At 68.1% G+C, this 24,398-nt stretch carries 21 protein-coding genes; 7 read left to right on the top strand and 14 right to left on the bottom strand.

What is annotated here, in order from left to right:
- Positions 1-200: 200 nt before the first annotated feature.
- The 3 genes from EV580_RS25325 to EV580_RS25315 form a co-directional block, all read right to left on the bottom strand.
- Positions 201-506: a putative quinol monooxygenase gene (locus tag EV580_RS25325; protein WP_133694667.1), complete on the bottom strand. Its 306-nt coding sequence runs from the start codon at positions 504-506 to the stop codon at positions 201-203.
- Positions 506-1,180 carry a type 1 glutamine amidotransferase domain-containing protein gene (locus tag EV580_RS25320; RefSeq protein ID WP_133694665.1) on the bottom strand — a complete coding sequence of 225 codons (675 nt, stop codon included), beginning with the start codon at positions 1,178-1,180 and terminating at the stop codon, positions 506-508. The genes EV580_RS25325 and EV580_RS25320 overlap by 1 nt, the downstream gene beginning before the upstream one ends.
- Before the next feature lie 83 nt (positions 1,181-1,263).
- On the bottom strand, positions 1,264-3,762 hold the full coding sequence (locus EV580_RS25315; RefSeq protein ID WP_502703945.1) for a bifunctional FO biosynthesis protein CofGH: 2,499 nt from the start codon (positions 3,760-3,762) through the stop codon (positions 1,264-1,266).
- Positions 3,763-4,063: 301 nt separating this feature from the next.
- Between EV580_RS25315 and EV580_RS25310 the strand changes: the two genes are divergently transcribed.
- The gene (locus tag EV580_RS25310) at positions 4,064-4,999 is read left to right on the top strand and encodes a hypothetical protein (RefSeq protein ID WP_133694664.1); all 936 of its coding nucleotides are present in this window, start codon (positions 4,064-4,066) and stop codon (positions 4,997-4,999) included.
- On the opposite strand, the gene EV580_RS25305 is transcribed toward EV580_RS25310, so the two are convergent.
- Both EV580_RS25305 and mshB read right to left on the bottom strand, forming a co-directional pair.
- Entirely contained in the window at positions 4,996-5,451 is a 456-nt protein-coding gene (locus tag EV580_RS25305) for a hypothetical protein (protein ID WP_166654882.1), read from the bottom strand. The two genes, EV580_RS25310 and EV580_RS25305, sit on opposite strands and share 4 nt — an antisense overlap.
- Positions 5,452-5,572: 121 nt before the next feature.
- Entirely contained in the window at positions 5,573-6,439 is an 867-nt protein-coding gene (gene mshB, locus EV580_RS25300; RefSeq protein WP_133694662.1) for an N-acetyl-1-D-myo-inositol-2-amino-2-deoxy-alpha-D-glucopyranoside deacetylase, read from the bottom strand.
- A gap of 40 nt (positions 6,440-6,479) precedes the next feature.
- Here mshB and EV580_RS25295 point away from each other — a divergent pair, with 40 nt between their 5' ends.
- The gene (locus EV580_RS25295) at positions 6,480-7,718 is read left to right on the top strand and encodes a chloride channel protein (protein WP_133694660.1); all 1,239 of its coding nucleotides are present in this window, start codon (positions 6,480-6,482) and stop codon (positions 7,716-7,718) included.
- Positions 7,719-7,720: 2 nt separating this feature from the next.
- Here the strand turns inward: EV580_RS25295 and EV580_RS25290 are convergent, their stop codons facing one another.
- On the bottom strand, positions 7,721-8,194 hold the full coding sequence (locus tag EV580_RS25290; protein ID WP_133694659.1) for a hypothetical protein: 474 nt from the start codon (positions 8,192-8,194) through the stop codon (positions 7,721-7,723).
- A gap of 187 nt (positions 8,195-8,381) precedes the next feature.
- On the opposite strand from EV580_RS25290, the gene EV580_RS25285 reads away from it, so the two are divergent.
- The 3 genes from EV580_RS25285 to EV580_RS25275 all read left to right on the top strand — a co-directional run bounded on the left by EV580_RS25285 (position 8,382) and on the right by EV580_RS25275 (position 11,754).
- Complete coding sequence (locus EV580_RS25285; RefSeq protein ID WP_133695031.1) at positions 8,382-9,398, top strand: class I SAM-dependent methyltransferase; 1,017 nt, start codon at positions 8,382-8,384, stop codon at positions 9,396-9,398.
- Positions 9,399-9,693: 295 nt separating this feature from the next.
- Positions 9,694-10,683 carry a hypothetical protein gene (locus EV580_RS25280; protein WP_133694657.1) on the top strand — a complete coding sequence of 330 codons (990 nt, stop codon included), beginning with the start codon at positions 9,694-9,696 and terminating at the stop codon, positions 10,681-10,683.
- 147 nt (positions 10,684-10,830) lie between these two features.
- Positions 10,831-11,754 (top strand): hypothetical protein, encoded by a 924-nt coding sequence (locus EV580_RS25275; protein WP_133694655.1) that lies wholly within the window; start codon positions 10,831-10,833, stop codon positions 11,752-11,754.
- A 2-nt stretch (positions 11,755-11,756) separates the two neighbouring features.
- Here EV580_RS25275 and EV580_RS25270 read toward each other — a convergent pair whose 3' ends face one another.
- Genes EV580_RS25270 through EV580_RS25260 form a run of 3 tightly spaced genes read right to left on the bottom strand, consistent with a single transcriptional unit; the run spans position 11,757 to position 16,206 of the window.
- Positions 11,757-13,661, bottom strand: a complete 1,905-nt coding sequence (locus EV580_RS25270; protein WP_133694653.1) for an ABC transporter family substrate-binding protein — start codon at positions 13,659-13,661, stop codon at positions 11,757-11,759.
- Between the two features lie 23 nt (positions 13,662-13,684).
- Positions 13,685-15,583 carry a translational GTPase TypA gene (gene typA, locus EV580_RS25265; RefSeq protein ID WP_133694652.1) on the bottom strand — a complete coding sequence of 633 codons (1,899 nt, stop codon included), beginning with the start codon at positions 15,581-15,583 and terminating at the stop codon, positions 13,685-13,687.
- Complete coding sequence (locus tag EV580_RS25260; protein WP_133694650.1) at positions 15,580-16,206, bottom strand: hypothetical protein; 627 nt, start codon at positions 16,204-16,206, stop codon at positions 15,580-15,582. Before EV580_RS25260 ends, typA begins: the two co-directional genes overlap by 4 nt.
- 75 nt (positions 16,207-16,281) lie before the next feature.
- On the opposite strand from EV580_RS25260, the gene EV580_RS25255 reads away from it, so the two are divergent.
- Positions 16,282-16,554, top strand: coding sequence for a hypothetical protein (locus EV580_RS25255; RefSeq protein ID WP_133694649.1), 273 nt, complete (start codon positions 16,282-16,284; stop codon positions 16,552-16,554).
- Between the two features lie 167 nt (positions 16,555-16,721).
- On the opposite strand, the gene EV580_RS25250 is transcribed toward EV580_RS25255, so the two are convergent.
- Genes EV580_RS25250 through EV580_RS33910 form a run of 4 tightly spaced genes read right to left on the bottom strand, consistent with a single transcriptional unit; the run spans position 16,722 to position 22,630 of the window.
- On the bottom strand, positions 16,722-17,801 hold the full coding sequence (locus EV580_RS25250) for a hypothetical protein (protein ID WP_133694647.1): 1,080 nt from the start codon (positions 17,799-17,801) through the stop codon (positions 16,722-16,724).
- 10 nt (positions 17,802-17,811) lie between these two features.
- Complete coding sequence (locus EV580_RS25245) at positions 17,812-19,026, bottom strand: cytochrome P450 (protein WP_133694645.1); 1,215 nt, start codon at positions 19,024-19,026, stop codon at positions 17,812-17,814.
- A gap of 12 nt (positions 19,027-19,038) precedes the next feature.
- The gene (locus tag EV580_RS25240) at positions 19,039-19,425 is read right to left on the bottom strand and encodes a (deoxy)nucleoside triphosphate pyrophosphohydrolase (RefSeq protein ID WP_133694644.1); all 387 of its coding nucleotides are present in this window, start codon (positions 19,423-19,425) and stop codon (positions 19,039-19,041) included.
- 10 nt (positions 19,426-19,435) lie between these two features.
- Positions 19,436-22,630, bottom strand: a complete 3,195-nt coding sequence (locus tag EV580_RS33910) for an Ig-like domain-containing protein (protein ID WP_166654881.1) — start codon at positions 22,628-22,630, stop codon at positions 19,436-19,438.
- A gap of 192 nt (positions 22,631-22,822) precedes the next feature.
- On the opposite strand from EV580_RS33910, the gene EV580_RS25225 reads away from it, so the two are divergent.
- A complete protein-coding gene (locus EV580_RS25225; protein ID WP_133694642.1) occupies positions 22,823-23,107 on the top strand; it encodes a 4a-hydroxytetrahydrobiopterin dehydratase in 285 nt (94 codons plus the stop codon).
- Here the strand turns inward: EV580_RS25225 and EV580_RS25220 are convergent.
- A complete protein-coding gene (locus EV580_RS25220) occupies positions 23,082-24,251 on the bottom strand; it encodes a mannosyltransferase (RefSeq protein ID WP_166654903.1) in 1,170 nt (389 codons plus the stop codon). The genes EV580_RS25225 and EV580_RS25220 overlap by 26 nt on opposite strands.
- Positions 24,252-24,398: the final 147 nt, after the last annotated feature.

Here is a 24,398-nt window from a genome sequence, read left to right as displayed (position 1 = left end):
CTATTCGGTGTGGCTGTGTGTCTAGCGCGGGCGCTGGGAACGCCTAGTATCCGATGCCGGTTGCCGGGTAGACGAGTCAGTGTGCCCTAACTTGTCCTGTACCCAATACCGGTTCACTCAGCTGTTTCGCGCGGTTACTGATACTAGACGTTGCGTACATTATCCAGCCACACAAAACACCAGCGGCGACGACACTCGGGCTACACCTCCCGCACGCGCACGACCTCGACCTGCCGCCCGACGAGCAGCGGCCGAATGACGCCGACGACATGCTCCTGGTAATGCGGTGAGTTCAGATGCGCTTGCTGCGCGTCCACATCGCGATAGCGCTCGACGATGATCAGTGAGGTTGGCTCTTCGGCGTTCTGCCAGGTCTCGTACGAGAGGCACCCCGGTTCGGCACGAGAGGCCGCGCGCAGCGCTGCCGTGTGTTCCACGACGGTACCGAGGGCGTCCTGCGTGGTCTGCCAATGCGCGATCACCACGACCGGCTCAGCGGCGTCCATCACTTCTGCTTCAGCGCGCTCGCCAGCGCTTCGCCGATGGCCGTCCCGGATTGCGGATTCTGGCCCGTGATCAACCGCCCGTCGACGACCACCTTCGACTGCCAGGGATCGGTCTGCTCGAACAGGGCGCCTTCGGCACGCAGGGCCTGTTCGAGATCGAACGGCACGTCCTGGTCGGCGTACCCGTTCTCCTCCGCGTCCGAGAATGCGGTGAGCCGGCGACCTTGCACCAACGGAGTGCCGTCGTCGAGCGTCACGCCCAGGAATGCCGACGGTCCGTGGCAGACCGCCGAGACGATCAGGCCCGCGTCCCAGGCCCGGCGCACGGTGTCCTGCACTTCGGGGTTTCCGGTGATGTCCACCATCGGACCGAGACCGCCGGGCACGAAGACCGCGTCATAGTCGAGCACGTCGACCTCGGACAGCTTCCGGCTCCGCGACAGTCGCCGGTATGCCTTGCTACCCAGGAACGACGTCTGCACGCTGTCGGCGTCGTCGAATCCGTCTTCGGGGGGCTTACCGCCGAGCGGAGAACAGAACTCGACGGCGATCCCAGCCTTGTCCAATTCATGGACCGGATGGGCGATCTCCGGAAAGAAGAAACCTGTCGCGCGATTGTGCGGTCCGATGACGGCCGCGTTGGTCACGACGAACAAGACGTACGGAACGCTCATGACGCATCTCCCTGAGCAGAAGTGCTTGTGTTCCATACCATCCCAGCACAACAGTGCCGTCGACGCGCCCCAATGCCCGAAGGTCAGGCCGCGCGGTCGGCGTAGGTCGTGGTGCGCTGCCGTGCCGGGCGGCCGATGCCCTCGGCGATGGCGACCAGCTCCTCGACCGACTTCGCCGAGCCGTTCTCCGAACCGGCCATCCGCGAGATGGTCTCCTCCATCAACGTGCCGCCCAGGTCGTTGGCGCCGCCGTTCAGCATCACCTGAGTGCGCTCGACGCCGAGCTTGACCCAACTGGTCTGAATGTTGGAGATCCTGCCGTGCAACATGATTCGCGCCAGCGCGTGAACCGCGCGGTTGTCGCGATGCGTCGGCCCCGGCCGTGCGCCGCCGGCCAGGTACAGCGGCGAGCTCTGATGCACGAACGGCAGCGGCACGAATTCGGTGAAACCACCTGTGCGGTCCTGGATGTCGCGCAGCACGTTGAGATGCCCCACCCAGTGACTCGGGGTGTCGACATGGCCGTACATCATCGTCGAACTCGACCGCAGTCCGACCTCGTGCGCGGTGCTGACCACCTCGATCCACATCGACGTGGGCAGCTTGCCCTTGGTGAGCACCCAGCGCACCTCGTCGTCGAGGATCTCGGCGGCCGTGCCCGGGATGGAGCCGAGGCCGGCTTCCCGCAATGCCGTCAGCCATTCCCGAATGCTCAAGCCACTCTTGGTGACTCCGTTGGCGATCTCCATCGGCGAGAACGCGTGCACATGCATGGACGGCACCCGCGCCTTGACCGCGCGGACCAGATCGGCGTAGCCGGTGACCGGCAACTCGGGATCGATACCGCCCTGCATGCACACCTCGGTGGCGCCGGCGACATGCGCCTCCCAGGCCCGGTCGGCGACCTCGTCGGTGGACAGCGAGTAGGCGTCGGCATCGCCCTTGCGCTGCGCGAACGCGCAGAACCGGCAGCCGGTGTAGCAGATGTTGGTGAAGTTGATATTGCGGTTCACCACATAGGTGACGTCCTCGCCCACCGCGTCTCGGCGCAGCGAATCTGCCAGCGCGGCAACGGCATCCATTGCCGGCCCGTCCGCGGTGGCCAGCGCCAGGTACTCATCGTCGGTGCACCCGGCAGGATCGCGCTCGGCCGAGCGCAACGCGGCCAGCACGTCGGTGTCGAGCCGCTCGGGTGCGCGGGCGGCCAGCTCGTGCACCTTCTCCCGGATGGACTCCCAGTCACCGAACGCACTGCCCAGATCGCTGCGCGTTTCGGTGAGCCGGCCCTCGCTGTCGATCGCCGTGTGCAAGTCGGTGCGCCCCAGCGACTCGGTGGCTTCGTCGGGCTCCTGCCACGGGCGACCCACCGGGTTGATGTCGAGGGCATAGCCCGTCTCCGGGTCGGCCAGCGCCTCGACGTGCCCCTGGACGCGGGGATCGATCCAGGCAGCACCGGCCTGCACGTACTGCGGCTGCGCGGTCAGCCGCTGCACCAGGTCGTAGCCCGCCTCGGCGGTGACTGCGGCCAACTCATCCAAGGCCGGCCACGGCCGTTCGGGGTTGACGTGGTCGGGCGTCAGCGGCGACACCCCGCCCCAGTCGTCGACGCCCGCGCCGATCAGGGCCAGGCACTCCTGCCGGGACACCAGGTTCGGCGGGGCCTGGATGCGCACCTTGGGCCCCATCACCAGACGGGTCACCGCCAGCGTGGCCAGAAAATCGTCGATGCCGGCGTCGGGCACCGACGCCATCGCGGTGTGGTCCTTGGCCCGGAAGTTCTGCACGATCACTTCTTGGACGTGACCGAATTCCTTGTGCGAGCGCCGAATCGCATGGATGGTCTCGGCCCGCTCGGTCAACGTCTCACCGATGCCGACCAGCAGACCGGTGGTGAACGGAATCGAGAGCCGGCCCGCATCGTCAAGGGTGCGCAGCCGCACCGCCGGATCCTTGTCGGGGCTGCCGTAGTGGGCCTCGCCCTTGGTCTCGAACAGCCGCCGCGACGTGGTCTCCAGCATCATGCCCATCGACGGCGCGACCGGCTTGAGCCGGGAGAGCTCCGACCAGCTCATCACCCCGGGGTTCAGATGCGGCAGCAGGCCGGTTTCCTCGAGCACCCGGATCGCCATCGCGCGCACGTAGTCCAGCGTGGAGTCATAGCCCCGTTCGTCGAGCCACTGCTTGGCCTCCGGCCAGCGCGCCTCAGGACGGTCGCCGAGAGTGAACAAGGCTTCCTTACAACCCAATTCGGCGCCGCGCCGGGCGACGTCGAGAATCTCGTCGGGCTCCATGAACATGCCCATGCCCTGAGCGCGCAGCTTGCCGGGCACCGTGACGAACGTGCAGTAGTGACAGGTGTCGCGGCACAGATGGGTGACCGGGATGAACACCTTGCGCGAATACGTGACGGGAAGGCGCCCGCCCGGTCCGCGGCGCCCGCCCGATTCGAGACCGGCATCGCGCACCCGCGCGGCACTCGCACACAGATCCGCCAAGTCCTCGCCGCGCGCGGTCATCGCGATCGCCGCCTCGTCGACGTTGAGGGCCACACCGTCCCGGGCTCGACGCAGGACACGTCTCATCGCGGCAGGCGAAGGAGTGTCAGACCGCGGTGGAACCACCGGTGTGGGCAGCGGACTACTGGGCTGCGAGTTCAGGGCCACTCCCCGGTAACCGTCGACAGCTGGGAAATCATCCGCGCGTCTCACAATCTGAAACTCGGGTGACGGACATGGTCCACACAGTAGTACTCGCATTAAGCGGCGTGGCCGCGTGTCTCAGCGGGTCACAAACCTGCAAACACGGCAAAGAAATTTGTAACACCGGGCTGCCGGCAACGTAAATTGTCATTGTTAGCTGCAATCCGAATCCGGGGGTTTTGCCATGACCGTGTCCATCCGTTCGTATCTGAGCGCAGGTATGGCGGCGATGGTGGCCGGATCCGTCGCGATCGCCCCGATCCAGCCATTGGCGCCGGCCTCGGTCACGGTCGACACCGTACGCCTGTCGGCGGCGGTGCAGCCGCTGGTCAACCAGGTCAACGCCGCTGCCGCGACACTCGGTCAGAACGCACCCACCGCGGCCGTGCAGCAACCCCTGGCGCAGAAGTCGGCGCAAGCCAACAACAACGTTTCCGACGCCATCGACGCGGTCTACGGCGCGATCATGTACTGGGCGGACTACTGGGCCCTGGAACTCGGGCCGTATTTACTGGGATGGGTCCCGTTCGGCTACCTCATCAGCGACCAGCTCTACATCTGGTACCCGAACTTCACCGTGCCGGTCTCCGCCAGCTTCGTCTACGACTTCCTCGACCCGGTGGTCAACGACTTCTGGAACTTCAATGTGTGGCGTGACGGGCTGACCGCACTCGCCAACACCACCAGGGTCCAACTGGGCGTCGTGACGCAGCAGGAGATCGCCTACGTCTTCAGCTTGGCCTGGTTCCCCTTCCCGCTGCCGCCACTGCCGCCGATCTTCGGCTTCAAAGTGCCCGCCGGTGCGGCAAATTCCGCCGCGGCCGCGGAGAAGACCACGACGACGACCAAATCCTCGGGGACGGGTCATTCCGCGCGGCCGCAGGCCACCAAACAGGATCCCGATACGACGGATGCGACGGACACAACCGATACGACGGGTGACACGGTCGTCGTCGCGGCCGCCAGCACGCCGACCGCGGCCAAGACCCCCAAGGCCGGTGCCGGCACGTCGTCACCTAAGAGCGGCTCGGCCAAGTCGGGTACTGACAGCGGACCGAAGAAGTCCACCGGCGGGTCGGCACGAAGCCACGGCCCGAAGGCAAACAAGAGCGCCGACTAGCGGGGGCGCCGCCACAGGAACCATGCCGGCGGCGCGGCGCCGAGCGCCAGGAACACCAGCACCGAGTAGGCCATCAGGCCGGGGCCGCCGAACACGATGTCACCGCCCGGCCCGCCCAGGGTCAGCGCGGCGACGGTCACCAGCCAGGTCATCAATGGCAGTGCGGCAAGACGGGCGGAATCCGTCCAGTGCACGGCCGCCCACACCAGTGCGAGGTTCAGTAGACCGCTGACCAAGGCGCTGATCGGGAACGGCACCGAACCCAGATAGAACGGGAGAAGCAGCGCTCCGGCCACCGCCGAGATGACGCCGTCGACGGCCAGCAGCGCGAGCACGACGGTGCGGATGGCCGGATCGGTCGCGCCCGGGTCCTCGGCGACCGCGACGGAACGCTTGGTGGCGGTCAGGTCGGGATGCTGTCGAGCACCGCAACCAGCGAGCCGACGACCCATTGGAAATTGTCGGCCCGGTCCTGCCAGTGCTGCAGGTTGGGATCGAGGTCGGGGTCCATGGCCGTCCCTTCGTCGCTGGGTGAACCGCAGCCTACCCCGCGGGCGGCCGCTTCAACCCCGTCTACTCGTCGAAGCCGAGACCGGCCAGAAGGTCGGTCTCCCAACCACGCTCGTCGGTCGGACCGGCCGTGCCCTCGACGAGGACGTAGTGCTCGGCGGACAACACGGGCAGAACGAGCTTGTTGGACAGGGTGAAAGCGCGCCGGGTCGGGCCGACCATCATCTGGGTGGCGTGGGCTTCGATGGCGTCCACCTTCGCCTCGACATGTTCGGGTGCCTCGACGACGGCGGTGATCTTGTCGTCGGTGAAACCGAACACGACGTCGGCGGGCGGCCGAATCCAGTCGGCCAGCACATCGGACTCGCTCAGCGCGTTGCCTGCATCGCGAAAAGCCGTGGCCCCGATGACACCCCAGTAGAACTTCGGCACCGTCCACGCCGAGGCGGCGACGGCGGCGGTGGTGATGCGGTGGGTCTGGATGTGGTCGGGGTGACCGTAACCACCGCCGGGGTCATAGGTCGCCACGACGTGCGGCCGTAGCTCGTCGATGACCGCGGTCAACAGGCCGACGGCTTCGTCGAAATCGGCGTCGACGAACTTGGTGCGACCGCGCTCGGGCGTGCCCGGCATGCCCGAGTCCCGCCAGTGGCCTGCGCCGCCCAGGAACCGCGGCCCGCTTATGCCCAGCTTCTGCAGGGCGCTCGTCAGTTCGGCGATCCGGTAGCCACCGAGCTGATCGGCCTCGTCGACCGCCAGACCCAGCCAGCGCTCGTCGATGATCTCGCCCTCTTCGCCGAGGGTGCACGTGACGACGGTGACCTCGGCGCCCCGCTCGACGTAGCGGGCGATGGTGACGCCGTTGTTCATCGTCTCGTCGTCGGGGTGGGCGTGCACGAACAACAACCGCGGAGTCTCCTGCGAAGCCACGAGCGTCACCCTACCGCCGCCGGTGGCATAGATTCGGCCCGTGAACCGGCGCGACCTGGAGTTCGGCTGCGCGGTCATGGCGATCGGTCTGCTGGCCGGGCTCGCCGGCGCCGCGACGACGTTGGTGCTGCACACCGTCGAGCATCTGACCTATCACTACAGCTTCGGATCGCTGCTGGACGGTGTCACGGGTTCGAGTCCGGTGCGACGGGCGGTCGGCCCGATGATCGGCGGCGCGCTGGCCGGCCTGGGCTGGTGGCTGCTTCGCCGGCGGACGCGGGTGCCGTCGCTGACCGACGCCATCGAGGCACCCGGGCCGATGCAGCGGCTGGCGTTGACCGTCGACGCCGGACTTCAAGTGCTGCTGGTCGGCGCGGGCGCATCCCTGGGCCGCGAAGGTGCGCCCCGCCAATTCGCCGCCGCCCTCGGCGATTTGGGCACGTCGCGATGGACGTTGACCGAGCAGGATCGCAGGCTTCTGCTCGGTTGCGCGGCCGGCGCGGGCCTTGCGGCCGTGTACAGCGTGCCGATGGGCGGCGCACTGTTCGCCATCCAGATCGTGGTGCGCAGCTGGAGTCTGCGAACGGTCGGCACGGCGCTGATCACGTCGAGCATCGCGGTGGCGGTCGCCGCCCCGGTCACCCACCTCGAAGTGCCGCTGCACTGGCCCAACCCCGAATTGTCCTATCTGCTCACCGGATTCGCGATCGTGCTCGCCCCGGTTGCGCTGGCAGTCGGGCGGGGCTTCAACCGCCTGATGGATTCCGCGAAAGCCCGCCGGCTCGGCGACTCGTGGCTGCTCATCCCGGCGATCGCGGCCGCCGGGCTGCTGATCGGCGTCCTGTCGCACTGGTGGCCCGAACTTCCCGGCAACGGCAAGAGCGTGCTGACCGTCAGCGTCGCCGACGGCCTGACCCTCGCTTCTGCCGCGATCATCCTGCTCCTCAAGCCGCTGCTGACCGCACTGTTCCTGCGCACCGGCGCCGTCGGCGGCATGCTCACCCCCGCACTGGCGACCGGCGCCGCGATGGGTTCGGTGGTGGCGGTGGCCGTCAACACCTGGACCCCGTTGACGGTCAGCGTGCCCGCGGTCTCACTGGCCTGCGCCGCGGGCGTGCTGGCCATCACGCAGGGCGCGCCGGCGTGGGCGGCACTGTTCGTGTGGGAGCTGGCCCGCCCGCCGCTGTGGCTGCTGATCGTCTTCGCCGCCGCGGCGGCCGCCGCGCATCTGCTCGACAGTCTGCTCAAAGAGCGGGCCGAGCGCCGTGTGCCGCACTGACCTCACGTACACAGGTCGACGACCTGCTTGCGGTCGAAATCTCCTTCGGCCTGCCGCGCGGCCTGGCGCGGATCGCTGTAGGGCACTCCGGCCAGCGCGTTCATCCCGACATCCTGCAGGTCGCGGGCGAACGCGCGGACCGCGTCGGCAAGACGGGCCGGGGTTTCGGCGTCGAGCTGGCGCAGCAGATAGTCGCCACCGCCGATCAGCGCCAGGCCGGCGTCGGGTGGCGCCAGATCGTTGCGCGCCTGCATGGTGGCCACCATCTTGAACGCGTTGCATACGCGCACCTTCGGATCACCTGGCAGCGCAGCGGAATTGGTGTCGCTTGCCGATACGCGCACCACCGCCCAGACCGAAAGGGCCAGCGCGATCACCGCGAGCGGAATCGCGATCGGCGCGAGCCGCTGCCAAATTGTCGGCGCGGTAAACGTTGGCGCAGAACGAACTTCGACATCTTCGTCGGCATCCGACATCAATTGACTATATCGGCCTTCGAAAGCAGAAGGGCATCAATGCATCTGGATATCCGTCAATCGTGACCTGAATTCCCAGTTTCGGACATGGTGTCCCATCGGCGGCACGGCCGAACCACGAACCCCTGACAATCGCCGCCGCATCGGGTAGAAGGACGGGGTGGACAACTCGGCGCTACACAGCTCAATGGCCCGCCGACTGCACCGGCGGGCGATCGCCACGGGCGAGATCGTCGTGCCCGCGGTGCCCGGCATGCTCGAAGACTATGTGGCGATGTGCGCCGCGCTGTTCGAGAGCCTGGGCCGGGGGTTCACCGACGACCAGATCGACAGCCTCCGCGAGATCCTGCGCGACCAGCTGACCGAAGCCTTCGCCGCGTCTCCCCGTTCGGAGATCGTGATCAGTTACGAGGCCCCGGTCGGCATGGTGGTGAACTACCACGTGAAGTGCCGCTGGTGGTCGGTCGAAGGCGCCTATGAGAACTGGATCGCCACCCGCGAACCACCGCTGTTCGGCTCCGAGCCCGACGCCCGGGTGTGGGCGCTGGCCGGCGAGGCGGCCGACCCTCACGCCTATCCGATCCTCGATCTGGGCGCCGGGACCGGACGCAACGCCCTGGCGCTGGCCCGGCGCGGCCACCCCGTCGACGTGGTGGAGATGACGCCGTCCTTCGCCGAGGCGATCCTAGTCGGAGCGCAGAAGGAATCACTGGCCGTCCGCGTGCTGCAGCGCGACATCTTCGCGACCCTGGACGACCTGCGCCGGGACTATCAACTGATCCTGCTGTCCGAAGTGGTGTCCGACTTCCGCTCGGTGGATCAACTGCGCGGCGTCTTCGACCTGGCCTCGCAGTGCCTGTCCCCGGGCGGCCGGTTGGTGTTCAACGCCTTCGTCGCCCACCGGGACTACACGCCCGACGAAGGCGCCCTTCAGCTGGGCCAACAGTGCTACACGACGATCTTCACCCTGCACCAGGTCGCCGAGGCGCTGGCCGGGTTCCCACTGGCGCTGGTGTCCGACGAGTCGGTCTACGAATACGAGAAGACTCACCTTCCGGCCGAGAATTGGCCTCCCACCAGCTGGTATGCCGACTGGGTCAGCGGCCAGGACGTGTTCGACGTGCCCCGTGAGGAACGGCCGATCGAGATGCGGTGGCTGGTCTACCAGAAGCCTCACGCGGTCGGCGGGCCCGGAATCGGCTGACGCCGGCGGATATTTGCTGGCGTTGTACCGGCCTATGTATCTATCGCGTGACACCCGTCACAGCCGTCCCACGCGTATCTGGTTTCTCCGATATTTGCGGGCGCGAAGACCCTCAGCTGCGCCTTAGCCACCTCCGCACGCGGATTGGATTGGCCCGCAAGCATTTTCTCCAGCGCGCGCCACGAACCCGGCCGACCGGATGGCAAAAATTCTCAGGAAGAGTCTTTAGCCTTATCAGCCTCCTCTCAGGTATCGTTCTGGTTTAGCCATGCCGCAAACAGCGGAGGGAGACGGCATGCGACGGGCCTTGGGGCCATTCCTCACCACAGGAGTGGCATTGGTGGCGGCCACTGTGGTCGTCGCTAACCCCGTCGCGCCTCCATCGCGGGACATGCAGATCTCGACGACTCAGCTGTCGACCAGTCCCGACCTGCTCAGCCCGTCCGACAAGTCGCTGCTCAGCGCGCTGACGCCGCAGCTGCCGACGTCGAATCTCGGCCCCGCGCTGGCGCAGATTCTGGCCGCCCTGGCCGCCGACGCCGATCGCATCAGCCGCGAGGTCTCGTCTGAGGTCAGCCCCGATGTCGTCGTCGCCGCGGCCGCGCCCGAGCAAACGGCATACCGGCCCGAACCCATGGTCGCGCCGTTCATCGAGTCGGCCAATGCCGCTGTCGCCGCCGCCGCCACGGGATTTGCTTCGGACGTCACCGGCTCCGCGGTGTTCCAGGTTCTCAATGGCCTCGTGGCCGACACCTCCTATCTCGGTGGGAAGGTCGTCGAGGCATCCGTCGCCCTGGTCCAGGTCATCATCCGGGTACCGGAATTCGTGATCACCGCGGTCCTCGACCTGCTCAACGGGGACGTCGCCGGCGTCCTCGAAACCGTCAAATCGGTGGTCAGAGCATTCTTCGGCCCCGCGCTGACCATCCTCGACGGAATCCGGGACGTCCTGTACGGCCGGCAGCCACCGCCGGTGCCGCCGCCCACCGCTGCCAAGCGGCTGGTGGAGAAGGTCACCGGGGCCGAGACCCCGAAGCCCGCAACGGGTGGGTCGGCGCGTCCGGGCCGGGCCGTCACGGGCGAGGGCGATTCGGCGCGCAAGCAGCTCGAGGCGCCGTCGGCCACCGTGCTCCGGCCTACCACCGCGTCGAAGTCGGCGGAGTCGACTGCGACGTCGACCAAGGCCCACAGCAACGACAAGCCGGCCTCGGGATCGACACGTTCGAAGGCTGGTTCGGCCCGGGATTCCAAGTCCGGCGCCAGCTCCGACTCCTCGTCCGACTGACCCGACCTGCCGAAAGCGGCAGCACGCACGATCAGGCGATCGTTGCATTCTCAAAAAACGCGCTCCGCAAAGGCGAATTTCCCACTTCCTCAGTTTGCTCTCAGGTACTTTTCGCAGGTCGGTACATTTCGGGGGAAGGGGCTTGGAATGCCTGCAGCAATCAACGCGCTCTATAAGACCAGCATCGCGCTCGTGGGGGCAGGCGCCATCGCCATGAGTCCGTTGGTTCCCAGCCAGGACGCCCGGACCACCTCCGTGCACCTCCCCCAGATCCAGCTCACCGACCTCACCGTTCCGGCGTTCGGGGCCATCCCCTACCAAATCGGTATCAACGTGCTGGGCGACGTCATCGCCGCGGCGCCGATCCTGATCGGCAGCACCCAGCAGTGCGAGACCTACTGCCTGGGGCCGAACACGCCCGCGCCCGACCCGACCTACGCCCCGTTCACCGGGTGGGGCCTCGTCGGACTGGGCCAAGGCCTGATCAGCAGCCCGGTCGCGTTCGTCCAAGCCCTGCAGAACGGCCAGGACCCCGCCCAGGCACTCGGGGTCGCGCTGCTGGCCATCCAGGTGCCGATCGCGAACACCTTCAGTCTTCTGCTCGCACCGCGCATGCCGTCCGGCGGCTTCCAGTTGCGCGCCACCCTCGACCGGGCGTTCGCCGCCTCCAAGCACGCGGTGGACTACGCGGTCAACATCGCCGCCCAGGCGTTGGTCACCGGCCCGATCACGGTCCTGGGTGGTGTCGTCGAAGGCACGACGGTGTTCGCGGCCACCCTGGCCCAGACGGGCGATTTCACCACCGCCTTCACCAACGGCATCGCCCCGATCCGGGCGTCGGTCACCACCGCCACCACTGACCTCGTGAACGAGATCAACGAGGGCCGCTCGACCATCTACGCCGACCTCACTGCCGGGCCGGGTGCCACCACACGGCCGATCCCCACGGTGCCGGCACCTACCGGGGCCGCCTCAAGCAAGAAGGTGAATTCGACGAAGGCCGCGCCCAGCGCGGGTCAGTCGAAGAAGGGTTCGGTCGCCGGCTCGAAGCGCGCGCACAAAGCCGGCTAGGCCTACTGCGCGGCCTTGGCCCAGCGGCCGGCGTCGCCGACGATGCCGACCGGCACCGCCCCGGTGAGGCTCACGTTCTGCACGCTCGGGCCTACCGCGACGATCGTGGTGTCCTGCAGGATCGGCAGCACCGTCGACAGGTTCCACAACCGTGGTTCGACCAGATTGATGACATCGTCGATCTTGGCCGAACCATCAAGGGCCGCATCGATATTGGGCTGGATGCTGCGATCACAGATGCCGGTGAGGTTCGACGGCGCCTGCACCAGCGCACCGGGTTCGGGCGCCGGCGGCGGTGTGGCGGTCTGCGTGGTGGTGGCCGGGCTCGGCGACGGCGGAGATGACGGGCTGGGCGACGCGCTCGCGGGTGTGGTGGCAGGCGCGGTCGACACGGCCGTCGCCTGCAAGGCCGGGCAGCCGTAGCGGGAGGCCAGCAGGGTGGCCAGGTCACCACCGGCGGCGTGCCAGCCGACGATCGCGTCGATCCGGTTGTTCACCAGCGCATCCCCGTAGAGCACCGGCGGATCCAGCGCCAGCACGGTCGCGGCGATGCCGACACTGCGCAGCTGATCGGCAGCGGTGTTGGCCACGGCCACCGACGTCGGGTCGTTGGCGGCCACCCCGATCACCAGCGAGAGTGTCTCGCTGTCCTTGCTGATCCGTCCGCGGGTGATCTCCGGCGGGCCGGGCTGCGGGGTGGCGGTGCGCGACCCCGCCGACGGCGGTGGCTGAACCGGCGATTCGGTTGGGGTGCGGTCGATTTGGAAGCCCACCTGCTCGAGCAGCTCCAGTGACCGCTGCGTGCCCAGGGCGGGCGGCGCGGTCGGCACATAGCCCGGATCGCTGGGCGCACGGACCTGCGCCTGGGCCAGAGTGACGGTGTTGTCGCTGCCGGCTCCCACCGCGGCCAGCAGGTCCACGTCGAGCAGGCCCAGGATCGCTTTGCGCACAGCAGGATCCGAGAGTTTGGGCGCCACCGCCCGCAGTGTCAGCTGCATGACCCGCGGGGTGACGATGCGTGCGGTGCGCACGTCCGGGATGGCCGACAACTGTGCGAACGCCGCCGCGCCGCCGTGCACCTGCGCCACCTGTGTGTCGCCGTTGCGGATCGAATCGGCAAGTGCGGCAGGCGCACCCGCGCGGCGGAACAGGATCTGGTCAGGGTGGGCGGGCGGTCCCCAGAAGCGGTCGTTGCGCGCCAGCAGGATCTCGTCACGCTGCGGGTCGATGTTGTCCACCCGGAACTGACCGGCGGTGACCGGCAGCGCACGGACCAGACCGGCCGGGAAGCCGCCCGGCACGTCCTTGACGATGTGGGCGGGCAGCAGATCGTTGAAGAGCTCCCGCCACGCCGGATACGGCTGCGAGAAGGTGACCACCGCGGTCTTACCGCCCTCGATCGACTGCACGCCGGTGATCAGGTCGTAGCCCGCCGGGTCGACCACACCCGGCTCACTGACCATCTGGCGCCACAGGTACCAGAAGTCGTCGGCGGCGATCGGGGCGTTGTCAGTCCAGGACGCTTCGGGGCGGATCTTGTAGGTGACGGTGAACGGGTTCTGGTTGGTCACCTCGGCCGAGACCAGCAGCGTGGGATCCATCTCCCAGCGCGAGCCTGTCGAGGTGGTCGGGTCGGGCACCGGGCGGAACGAGCTGGGCAGCACCAGCGCACTGATGGCCGCGTTGACCGGCGACTGGTCGGAAAGCAGATGCGGGTTGAAACCGGCGCCGATCGAGTCGATGCCCATGATGATCTGGGTCGCCCTCGGCGGTGGCGGCGGCAGCGAGTTCGTCGTGTCGGTGCTCTGCGGGGCGGGCGGCGGACTGACCGTACACGCGGCGGTGACCAGCACCGACACGAACACAGCCGCGGCTTGCAGGCTGCGATGTCGGTCCGGCACGCCCATCAGAGTAGCGATAGGCGCGGGCACTAACCCTGCTGCTTGGCCCGCGACTTGGCCCTGGCCCGGCTGGTGGCGTCCAGCTCGACCTTGCGGACCCGGACGATCTCCGGGGTCACCTCGACGCACTCGTCGGCCGCGCAGAACTCCATGGCCTGCTCCAGGTCGAGTTCCAGCGGCCGGGCCAGCGTCTCCATCACATCGGCGGTGGACGACCGCATGTTCGTGAGCTTCTTCTCCCGGGTGATGTTGATGTCGAGGTCCTCGGCACGCGGGTTGATGCCCACGACCTGCCCCTCGTAGGTGTCCTGGCCGGGCTCGACGAAGAACTGTCCGCGGTCGGAGAGCTGGATCATCGCGAACGGGGTGATCGACCCGGACCGGTCCGACACCAGCGAGCCGGTGTGCCGGGCGCGGATCTCCCCCGCCCACGGCCGGTAGCCGTCGAACACCGCGTTGGCGATACCGGTGCCGCGGGTCAGCGTCAGGAAGTCGGTGCGGAAGCCGATGAGGCCGCGGCTGGGCACGATGAAGTCCATCCGCACCCATCCGGCGGCGTGGTTGGTCATCTCCTCCATGCGGCCCTTGCGGGCGGCCATCAACTGGGTGATGGCGCCGACGAACTCGTCGGGGCAATCGATCGTCATGGCTTCGAAGGGCTCGTGCAGCTTGCCGTCGACGGTCCTGGTGACCACCTGAGGCTTGCCGACGGTCAGTTCGAAACCTTCGCGGCGCATCTGCTCGACCAGCACCGCCAGCGCGAGTTCGCCACGGCCCTGCACCTCCCACGCGTCCGGGCGGCCGATGTCGACGACCTTGATGGACACGTTGCCGATCAGCTCGGAATCCAAGCGGGACTTGACCATTCGCGCGGTCAGCTTGTGGCCTGACACCTTGCCTGCCAGCGGCGAGGTGTTGGTGCCGACAGTCACCGAGATCGCGGGCTCGTCGACCGTGATGCGCGGCAGCGCGTGGGCATGGTCGGGGTCGGCCAGGGTGTCGCCGATCATGATCTCGGGGATACCGGCGACCGCCACGATGTCTCCAGCCACCGCTTCGTCTGTGGGCGTGCGCTCGACGCCCTCGGTGACCAATAGCTCGGTGATCTTGGCGTTGGTGATGACGGGATGGCCGTCCACATCGCGCATCCAGGCCACCTGCTGGCCCTTCTTGATACGGCCCTTGTAGATCCGGATCAGCGCGAGACGGCCCAGGAACGCCGACGCGTCCAGGTTTGTCACCAGGGCCTGCAGCGGCGCCTCGGGGTCACCCTGCGGCGGCGGGATGTGCTCGAGCAGGACGTCGAACAGCGGGTCGAGGTTCTCCCCGTCAGGGTTCTCGCCGTTGGCGGGCTCGGTGGTGCTGGCGATGCCGGCCCGCCCGGACGCGTACAGCGTGGGCAGGTCGAGCGCCTTCTCGGCGGCGGCCTGGGCCTCCTCGTCGAGATCGGAGGCGACGTCGAGCAGCAGGTCGTGGCTTTCCTCGACCACCTCGGCGATGCGGGCGTCGGGCCGGTCGGTCTTGTTGACCACCAGGATCACCGGCAGGTGTGCGGCCAGGGCCTTGCGCAGCACGAACCGGGTCTGCGGCAGCGGGCCCTCGGAGGCGTCCACCAGCAGCAGCACGCCGTCGACCATGGACAACCCGCGCTCGACCTCGCCGCCGAAGTCGGCGTGGCCGGGGGTGTCTATGACGTTGATCACGGTCATGGTGCCGTCGGGGTGATGACGATGCACGGCGGTGTTCTTCGCCAGGATCGTGATGCCCTTTTCCTTCTCCAGGTCACCCGAGTCCATCAGGCGCTCGATCGCGTCGTCACCGCGGTGCGTCAGCGCACCGGACTGCCGCAACATGGCGTCCACCAGCGTCGTCTTGCCATGGTCGACGTGCGCCACGATGGCGACATTGCGGAAGTCTTGGTTATTCACGTGCCTGATTCTCGCAGCGCAGGTGCCCTTTTGCGAAAACGGGGAAGCACGAGCAGGGCCGCACCGAGGAAACAGAGCGCCCCGAGGAACGTCCCGAGGTTGGCCATCAGCTCGTCCTCGGTGATCCCGGTGCGCCGCACGAAGGCCCCCACCGCCGAGACGCCGAAGGCGATCGACCCGATCATGTTGATCCACTCGGCCTGCCAGTCCCGCGAGCCCAGCGCGATCAGGCCGATCGCGATGGTGGCCGCCGCCACCCCGAGTGCCGCACTCACCAGAAAGGCAACCGAACCCATCGCGTCCGGCGCCCACACGTAATGCCGGCGCACCCCCGTCGCATGCGCCCACACCGCGGCACCGGTGCTGACGTTGAACAGCACGGTTCCCGCGAATTGGATTGCCGCCGAAAGCCATTCGAGCTTGCGCGGCGGGGTGGCCAGCATCAGCTGCATCCAGGCGGCGGCGGTGAAAAACCAGGAGCCGATGAAGCACAGCCAGTTGGTGGCACCGGCACCCGCGACGGCCGAGAAGCCGGGGACGGTGGCCAGCGCGAAGAAGAACGAGCCGACGGCGAAGAGCCAGCACTGCCGCGACAGGGTCGCATACGTCCCCACACTCGGCATTTCAGCAGGCAATCCACACCGGACGCAAACCCCGCGGAGCTAGCCTGAATTACCGCCGTCAATTGGAGGTCTGACATGACGGTTTACGAAGTTCTCACCATCGCGGTCATCGTCGTCCTGGGCACCGCGGCCACTGCCGCCATCTACCTCGGACTGCTCAACTGGATCGGCGGGGCGTACATCGTGCGATGTGCCACCTGCCGGCACCTGACGGTCTCCTCAGACCGCGGGCAGCCGCAATCGTGTGCGCACTGCCGCCATCCCGTGCTCATGCATCCGGTGCATGCCGCCCATCACCCGCGAGAATTCGCGGACGTACGGGTGACCCGCGACTCGCTGAGGTACTAGGTCCGATGTAGCCACTTCTCAGCGCCTCGCTCCGCTGCGGCGAATCGGCGTGACTAGGTCCGATGTAGCCACTTCTCAGCGCCTCGCTCCGCTGCGGCGCATCGGCGTGACTAGGTCCGATGTAGCCACTTCTCAGCGCCTCGCTCCGCTGCGGCGCATCGGCGTGACTAGGGGTAGGACAGCAGAAGCATGACGCGCCCGCCCGGCGGTGGCTTGGCGAACGCGTCCGGCTCGAAACCGTAGTAGGTGCGCTGGTCCTCGGTGATCTCGTCGATCACCTTGCCGGTGGCTTTCAGCAAGCCGTTGTCGACGTCGTTCATCACGCCGCGGAAGTCGGCCACCGACAGGGATTCCGCGAGCAGCAGCGCCTGCCCACCGGTCTCGAGGTCGACGAGAATTCCGGCACCCGCGAAGTTGTTTCCGCCTCGGCCGGTACCGCGCGGCGCCCAGTACACCGGCTCCGACGCCGTCCGACCTTCGACTCGCCGGTAGTCGCCGACGTGGGTCTGCGAGTCGGCGACGGTGACCTCGGGCAGGTGCGCGATCGTGCGCTTTTCGGCCAGCCACATCCAGCCCAGCGGGATGCAGACGATGCCGTACATCAGCACCATCAGCATGAGCACCGGTTTCCAGGCGATCTCCCAGGACAGCCGTCGCGGTGAGACCGGCAGCCCCGACAGCTGATCGTCGAGTTGCTTGCGGCCGAATCTGAAGACGTACCAAGCCAATACCCGCGCCAGCGCCATACAGCCCAGGATGATCAGCCCGACGATCCCGGTGACGCGCCAGTAGAAGGTGCTGTCGCCCTGGTTGGTGGTGGCCGCGAACATCCCCGCCGGGATGGGCGCGGTGAGCAGAAGCAGCAGGGCGTAGGACGGGTGGCTGCTGAGGTAGACGTAGTTGACGCGGGCGGCGTTGTTGGCGGCGTACAGGGTGAAATCGCCGACGTTGGCGCGGACCACCGGTGCCCACGATCCTTGCACGATGCGGGGTTTGACCAGTGAGCGCACGAAGAAGAACCCGGCGATCAGCGCGACGACGAGGGCACCCCAGAAGGCACCGGGCATCGACTCCCCCGTGCCCGGCACCCCGAACGCGCCGTGGATGTCGATGGCCTTGCCGATGAAGAACGCCAGCGGCAGTGCGAAAAACAGCTCCAGTAGCCAGATTTGGATCAGTTGGGGGATGCGTGAGGCGATCCGGTCGAACGCCAGCACCCGTTGCCAGATGAAGCGGAGCACGCCCACGCGCCTGCCCTCAGCCGAAAAGAGGTGCGGTCGGGGTGAATTCGACGGGCATGGCTTCCAGCCCGCTGACGAAGTTCGCGGGCCGCAACGGCAGGTCGACACCGTCGGCCAACCGCAGATCCGGCAGCCGCGCCAGCACGCGGCGGGTCATGACCGTCAGCTCGAGGCGGGCCAGCTGATTGCCCAGACAGAAGTGCGTACCGAAGCCGAAGCTGACGTGGTTGTTGGGGGCGCGGTCGATGCGGAACACGTCGGGGTCGCCGAAGACCGTCTCGTCGAAGTTCGCCGACTCGAACAGCAGCAGCATCTTCTCCCCGGCATGCAGCGCGGTGCCGTGAAAGTCGGTGTCGGCGGTCAGGGTTCGGCACATGTTCTTGATCGGCGAGGTCCAGCGCAGCATCTCCTCGACCGCCCCGGGCAGCAGATCGGGATCGTTCTGCAGGGCCTGCCACTGATCGGGATGCCTGCTCAGTTCGGCGGTCCCGCCGGACAGCGTGTGGCGGGTGGTCTCGTCGCCGCCGATCAGGATCAGCAGCGTTTCGGCCAGGATCTGCTCGTCGGTGAGCCGCTGCCCGTCGACCTCGGCGGCGATCAGGATGCTGACCAGATCGTCGGCCGGCTCACGGCGGCGGGACTCGACGAATACACCCATGAACTCGTTGTACGAACTCAGCGCATTGGCCGCCGTCATCAACGATTCTTCGGAGGCCACCGAACTCAGCGCCACCACCATGTCGTCGGACCACGACAGCAGGGTGGCGCGATCTTCGGGTGCCACGCCGAGCATGTCGCCGATGACGGCCATCGGCAGCGGCGCCGCCAGGTCGCGGACGAAGTCACACTCGCCGCGCTCGCACACCGCGTCGATCAGCGTATCGCACAGCGTCTCAATGGAATTCATCTTGTCCGCGACCCGCTTGCGGGTGAAGCCGGCATTGACCAGCTTGCGGCGCAACAGGTGCGCGGGATCGTCCATGTCGATCATGTGCGGCAATGCGGGCGTGGTCGGGCGAATGCCGCCTGCGTTGGAGAACAGTTCGGGGGCACGCTCGGCGTCGATCACCGCCCGGTAGGTGGTGGCGGCGGCCAAGCCGTTGCGATCCCGGAAGACCGGTTGATGGTCGCGCATCCAGCGATAGGCGTCGCGCGCCTGTCCACTGGCGTAGAACCGGCCGTCCATCAGATCGACGCCGGCGGTGACGTCCGTGAGCACGCCCCAGATCATAGGGTGACGGGCTCACGCCCCAAGGCGTTTCGCGAGCTCCGGCAGCCAGGCCCGGTCGGCGGGCACCCAGTCCAATGCCGCCAGGTCGCTCGCGGTGACCCAGCGCAATGCGCGGTGGTCGTGCGGGTGCAGCGCCCCGCCCGTGTGAGTGACCAGGTAGGCGCGCAGGACCAACGACTCCGAGATCGGCACGTCCGCCCCCACGCGCTCGCCGACGACGACGTCGACCCCGAGTTCCTCACGCAGCTCCCGCACCAGCGCGTCGGCCTCGGTCTCTCCCGGGGCGACCTTGCCGCCCGGCAGCTCCCAGAGCCCGGCGAGTTCGGGTGGCCGCTGGCGCTGTGCCACCAGAAGCGTCGCGCCGGAGATCAGGGCTCCGGCGACGACGATCTGGGACACGCCAATGAGCTTATGTCGTGGTGGGATTCGCCTTCACGATGGTCAGCTCGTAGTCGTTGCTCTGCCACCCGTTGAGGAAGGCACCGATCGGGACCGCCATGTCCTGGCCATATCCGGGCCCGCTGTCGTTGAAGTACACCGTGCCGCCCACCAGGTCGACGGCGATCACCACCGCTTCATGGTTGGCGCGGGTGTAGTTCGGCGTCGCCGACGTCCGGTAGTCCGGCTGGGTGCTCCACACGGAGTCGGTGTTGATCGTCACCATGGTCGCGTTGCCGGCGGCCAGGGCCGCCGCCAGATCGTTGAGCGCGATCTGCGCGTCGGTGGCCGTGGCACCGGTGATCCGGTTACCCGCCTCGTCGTAGGTGCCGTACCGCTTGGTGGTCGCCGTGACGTTCCAGTCGGTGTTGGTGTTCATCAACTGGACCGCGTCCTTGACCGCCACCCCGTTGGCGATGTCCTCGTCGAGGTACATCCGCCGGCCCGGGTAGACGACGCTGGCCGTGGTCTTGGCGAGATCGACCATCGTCGTCTCGTCGGGCTTGTTTCCGGTGACCTGGCCGACCGCCATCGCCGTGGCCATCAGGGTGCAGTTCGAATAGCTCTGCTTGACCCAGTAGACGGAGTTGTCACGGTCGCCGTAGTAGCCCGTGCCCGGCACCGTGACCACGATTTCGCGTTCGACCGTGTCGAGCTTGGCCACCCCCAGCCGGACGGCGATGGTGTGCAGTGCCTGCTGCAACATGCCAAGCGCGCCAGGCAGATCCGCCGCGGTCCCGTTGTCGACCCGGATCGTGAAACGGTCGGTGATACCTGGGGTGACCAGCTCCGAGTTCGGCGTGTATCGGTATGTGCCCGTTGCACTGTCGTAGGTGACCGTGCCGTGGGTGGGCTGCTGGCTCACCCCGTAGGTGACGGCGTAGCCGTTGTTGCTCACCCCGTTGGCGTCCACCCGAATCGTCTTGCCGGAGCCCGACGGGAGATACCACGTCGGCGACAACGTGGGCGTCCGGTTGAAGAAGATGTAGCTCAGCTGGCGGGAGAGATCGCTCCACATCGATTGCAGGGTCTGCATCGGTGTGGCCGCCGCCGTCGCGCCGGCAGTGGGCGTCGCCGCTCGCAGGGCCACCGCCGCGGCCGTGGCCGGGGCGCCCGGATCACCGTTGATTCCGGCAACGCCGTTGGTTCCACCCTGCCCGCCGGTGCCACCGGAGCCGGTGCCGCCCCAGCCACCGCTGGCGCCGCCGCCTGCCGCCCCGCCGTCACCGGCGCCCTGGCCACCGTTGCCACCATTGCCGCCGTTGCCGCCGATGGCGCCCTTGCCGCCGTTGAAGCCGTTTCCGCCCGACCCGGCCGCGCCGGCCCATCCGCCGTCACCGCCGTCACCGCCGCCGGTGCCGCCAAGGCCACCGTTGCCGCCGTACCCGCCGTTGCCACCGTCACCGCCTGTGCCGCTGGTGAATCCGCCCAGGCCGCCCCGACCGCCGGCACCGCCAGTGCCACCAGTGCCGCCCGCCGCATTCGCACCGCCGGCACCGCCATCGCCACCCGTGCCGCCGTAGCCGCCGAGGCCGCCGTTGCCGTCAGGGTCGTTCGTCCAGCCGCCGGACGACCCGACTCCACCGTTACCGCCCCGGCCGCCGGCGCCGCTGCGCCCGTTGGCGCCGTTGGCGGCGATGACGAACAGGTACCGGCCGGCTCCCCCGGCTCCGCCGTTGGCGCCTCCGGCACCCCCGAAACCGCCGTCACCGCCGTTGCCGCCCGCCGCGCCGTCCCCGTCGGCGACGGTGCCGGGATACCTGCCGTTACCGCCCTGGCCGCCCTGGCCACCTTGGCCGCCGACGCCGCCGTTACCGCCACTGCCGAAAACGAAGCTGCCGCTGCCGCCGTCGCCACCCTTGCCGCCCGGTCCGCCGTCGCCACCGGTCCCACCGTCGACATTGGGGCCGACCACCGGGCTGGTGCCGGGCACGCCCGTCTGGCCGGTGCCGCCGTTGCCGCCACTACCGCCGCTGCCAAAGACCGACAGCAGGCCGACGTTGCCGCCGATCCCGCCATCGCCGCCGCCGAAGCCACCGGCGCCGCCCGCGCCACCGTTGCCCGACCACAGTCCGCCGGTGCCGCCGTGTCCGCCGTCGCCACCGTGATCCCCGGTGGCGCCGTAGTACGGGCTCGTGCCGCCGGCACCACCGGCGCCGCCGTTGGAGAAGATCGAGAACAGTCCTCCGCTACCGCCGTTACCGCCCTTGCCACCGTTGGTGGATGCACCGCCGGCACCACCGGCACCGGCGTAGCCCCACACCGACATCAGACCCGTGTCGCCGCCGTGGCCGCCGTCGCCGCCGGTCGCGCCGATGGGTATCGCGTTCCCGCCGGCACCCGCTGCGCCACCGTTGCCGAAGTAGAGGCCGCCGGTCCCACCGTTGCCTCCCTGGCCGCCAGTGCTGTCGACCTCGGCCTCGCCGGCCAGCACACCGCCCTTGCCACCCTTGCCGCCGTTGCCGAACATGCCGGCTGATCCGCCGTTACCGCCCGTGGTGCCCTGTGCGAATGCCTCACCGCCGGCACCACCCGCACCGCCGTTCCCGGCGATCAGGCCGCCGGTTCCGCCCTTGCCGCCGTTACCGGCCTCCACACCCGCGCCGCCGGCACCGCCGTTGCCGAACCAGCCGGCCGCGCCGCCATTGCCGCCGTTGAACCCGGCGCCGCCGTCGCCGAAGAATCCGCCGTTGCCGCCCTTGCAGGCGTTCACGCCGGTGCAGGTGTCCGCCGTCCACGAGTAGCCGTTGCCTGCGATGAGCCCGGCATTGGGATGCGCGGCGGTCCCGTTGCTGAAGAAGATGCTGACGACGTCTTCCGGTGTCGGCAGCGACGGCACCGCCGCCGCCCTGGGCAACGTCACACGCGCTGCCGCAGGGGCTTTCGCGCTGGAGTCGGACTCGGCGACCGCCGCGGCCGCCTTGGGCTTCGACGACTTCGACGCGGCCGGCGGCTTGGAGCGCACGGTCGGCCGATGCTGGCCGGTGGACTTGGTACTGCTGGCGGACGTGCTCGGTCCTTTGGCGCCATCAGAGCTGCCCGTGTCGGCCGCTGCCGTCGCGGGCATCGAGGCCAGCGCGGCACCGATGCCGATGGCTACCGCGGACGCGCCGAGCCAACCACCGAATTCGACGGGAAGTGCCCTGATTCGGGTGATCGTAGGCATGGCAAAGGAATTCATCAGCGCCCCCGGAGTTGATGTGCGAATGTGCCCGGATTCCGTCCCTCTTCTCGAGACGGGGCCTGTCGAGCAACGCACGCAACCTAGCACCGTTCTGGCAAACATGTCCCGCAATTGAGACTGATGTCCCGGTTTCTTTGCCTTCCGCTCGCGCGCCCGTTGGAGAAGACTGGCCCCATGCCACTAACCGATGAAGAAATTGCTTCAGCCATCAAGGATCTCGACGGTTGGGAGCACACCGACGGGACCCTGCGCCGCTCGGTGAAGTTCCCGACATTTCTCGACGGCATCGACGCCGTGCGCCGGGTCGCCGAACACGCCGAGGACAAGGACCATCACCCCGATATCGATATCCGTTGGCGGACAGTCACTTTCACTCTTGTGACCCACTCCGAGGGCGGAATCACCGACAAAGACGTGCGGATGGCGTCCGATATCAGCGGGATTGTCGACGACCGCTGATCGCGATCCAGGCCAGCGTCGCCAACGTCGCGACGATGTAGACCAGGCCGGGCCACGCCAAATACCAGGGCCGGCTGATCTGCCAGATCGTCGGCTGGGCGAAGCTCAGCAGCCACGGCACCCCGATCAGCGTCAGCACCAACCAGCCCCACCCCAGGACGCGCGCGCCCGCTCGGGTTCGCCACGGCCCGTGGATGAGCCAGATCATCAACGGCAGCAGCCACACCCAGTGATGGGTCCACGAGATCGGTGAGATCAGCAGTCCGAACAGCTGTACCACCAACAGCGAGCCAAGCCGGTCGCCGTCCAGCGCGCGCCAGGCCAGCAGCGCCAGCACCGCCGTCACCGCGATCCCGGCCAGCACGATCGGTCCATAGCCGGCGTCGTGGCCGAGGATGCGGGAGATCGCGCCGCGCCAGGATTGGTTGAACGAGGTTCCGATCGGGCCGACGCGGCCGGCGTCACCGAGCAGATCGGTGAAGTAGAAGCGGGCCTGCTGTCCGATCACCGCGACCGACAGCGCGACGGTGCCGAAGAAGACGACCGCGGAGAAGACCGCCGCGCCCCAGCGGCGCACGCCGAGGAAGTACAGCCCGGTGATCGCCGGGGTCAGCTTGATCCCGGCCGCCACGCCGACCAGCAGACCGGACAACCACCACCGAGTGCTGTAGGCGGCGTAGAGGACGGCCAGCACGAGGATGACGTTGATCTGGCCGTAGTCGAAGTTGCTGCGCAGCGGTTCGATCCAGATCCCGACGGCGGTCCACAGCATCGGCACATGGTGGCCTTGCCAGGGTTGGGCGCCGAGCAGCCGCTGGCTGACGCGGACCACACCATAGAGCGCGGCGACGATGCCGAGCTGCCAGCAGAACGCCACCAGTCCGAACGGCAGCAGGTGCAGCGGGTAGAAGACCAGCGCGGCGAACGGCGGATAGGTGAACGGCAGCGGGAAGTCGGGAGTCTGGTCGGCGTAGACGTACGAGTAGAGCGTGCCGGGGTGATCCAGCGCGCCCGCGCCGCCGAGATACACGTGCAGATCGACGAAGTTCGCACCGTTGGGCACCAGGTAGGTCCACGCCAGTCGGGCCGCGATGCTGACCGCCAACACCACCGGCGCCAGCCAGGCTCGCCGCGCCGAGGCCACCGGGGCCGCTGTGTCCACCGTGCGACTCTAACGACGGACCCTGCGCCGGGGTCTTCGGCGCGCTAACCGGCGCTGCGCACCGGTTACCGCCCAACTCGATTCAGGGCTCAACCCGCCTCTGGCATCACCATCGGCAATCACTGCCGT

This window comes from Mycobacterium sp. BK086 (assembly GCA_004362315.1).
Classification (GTDB): Bacteria; Actinomycetota; Actinomycetes; order Mycobacteriales; family Mycobacteriaceae; genus Mycobacterium.
The sequence above is the reverse complement of the archived record's forward strand: the minus strand, read 5'-3'. Positions and strand labels throughout refer to the sequence as shown.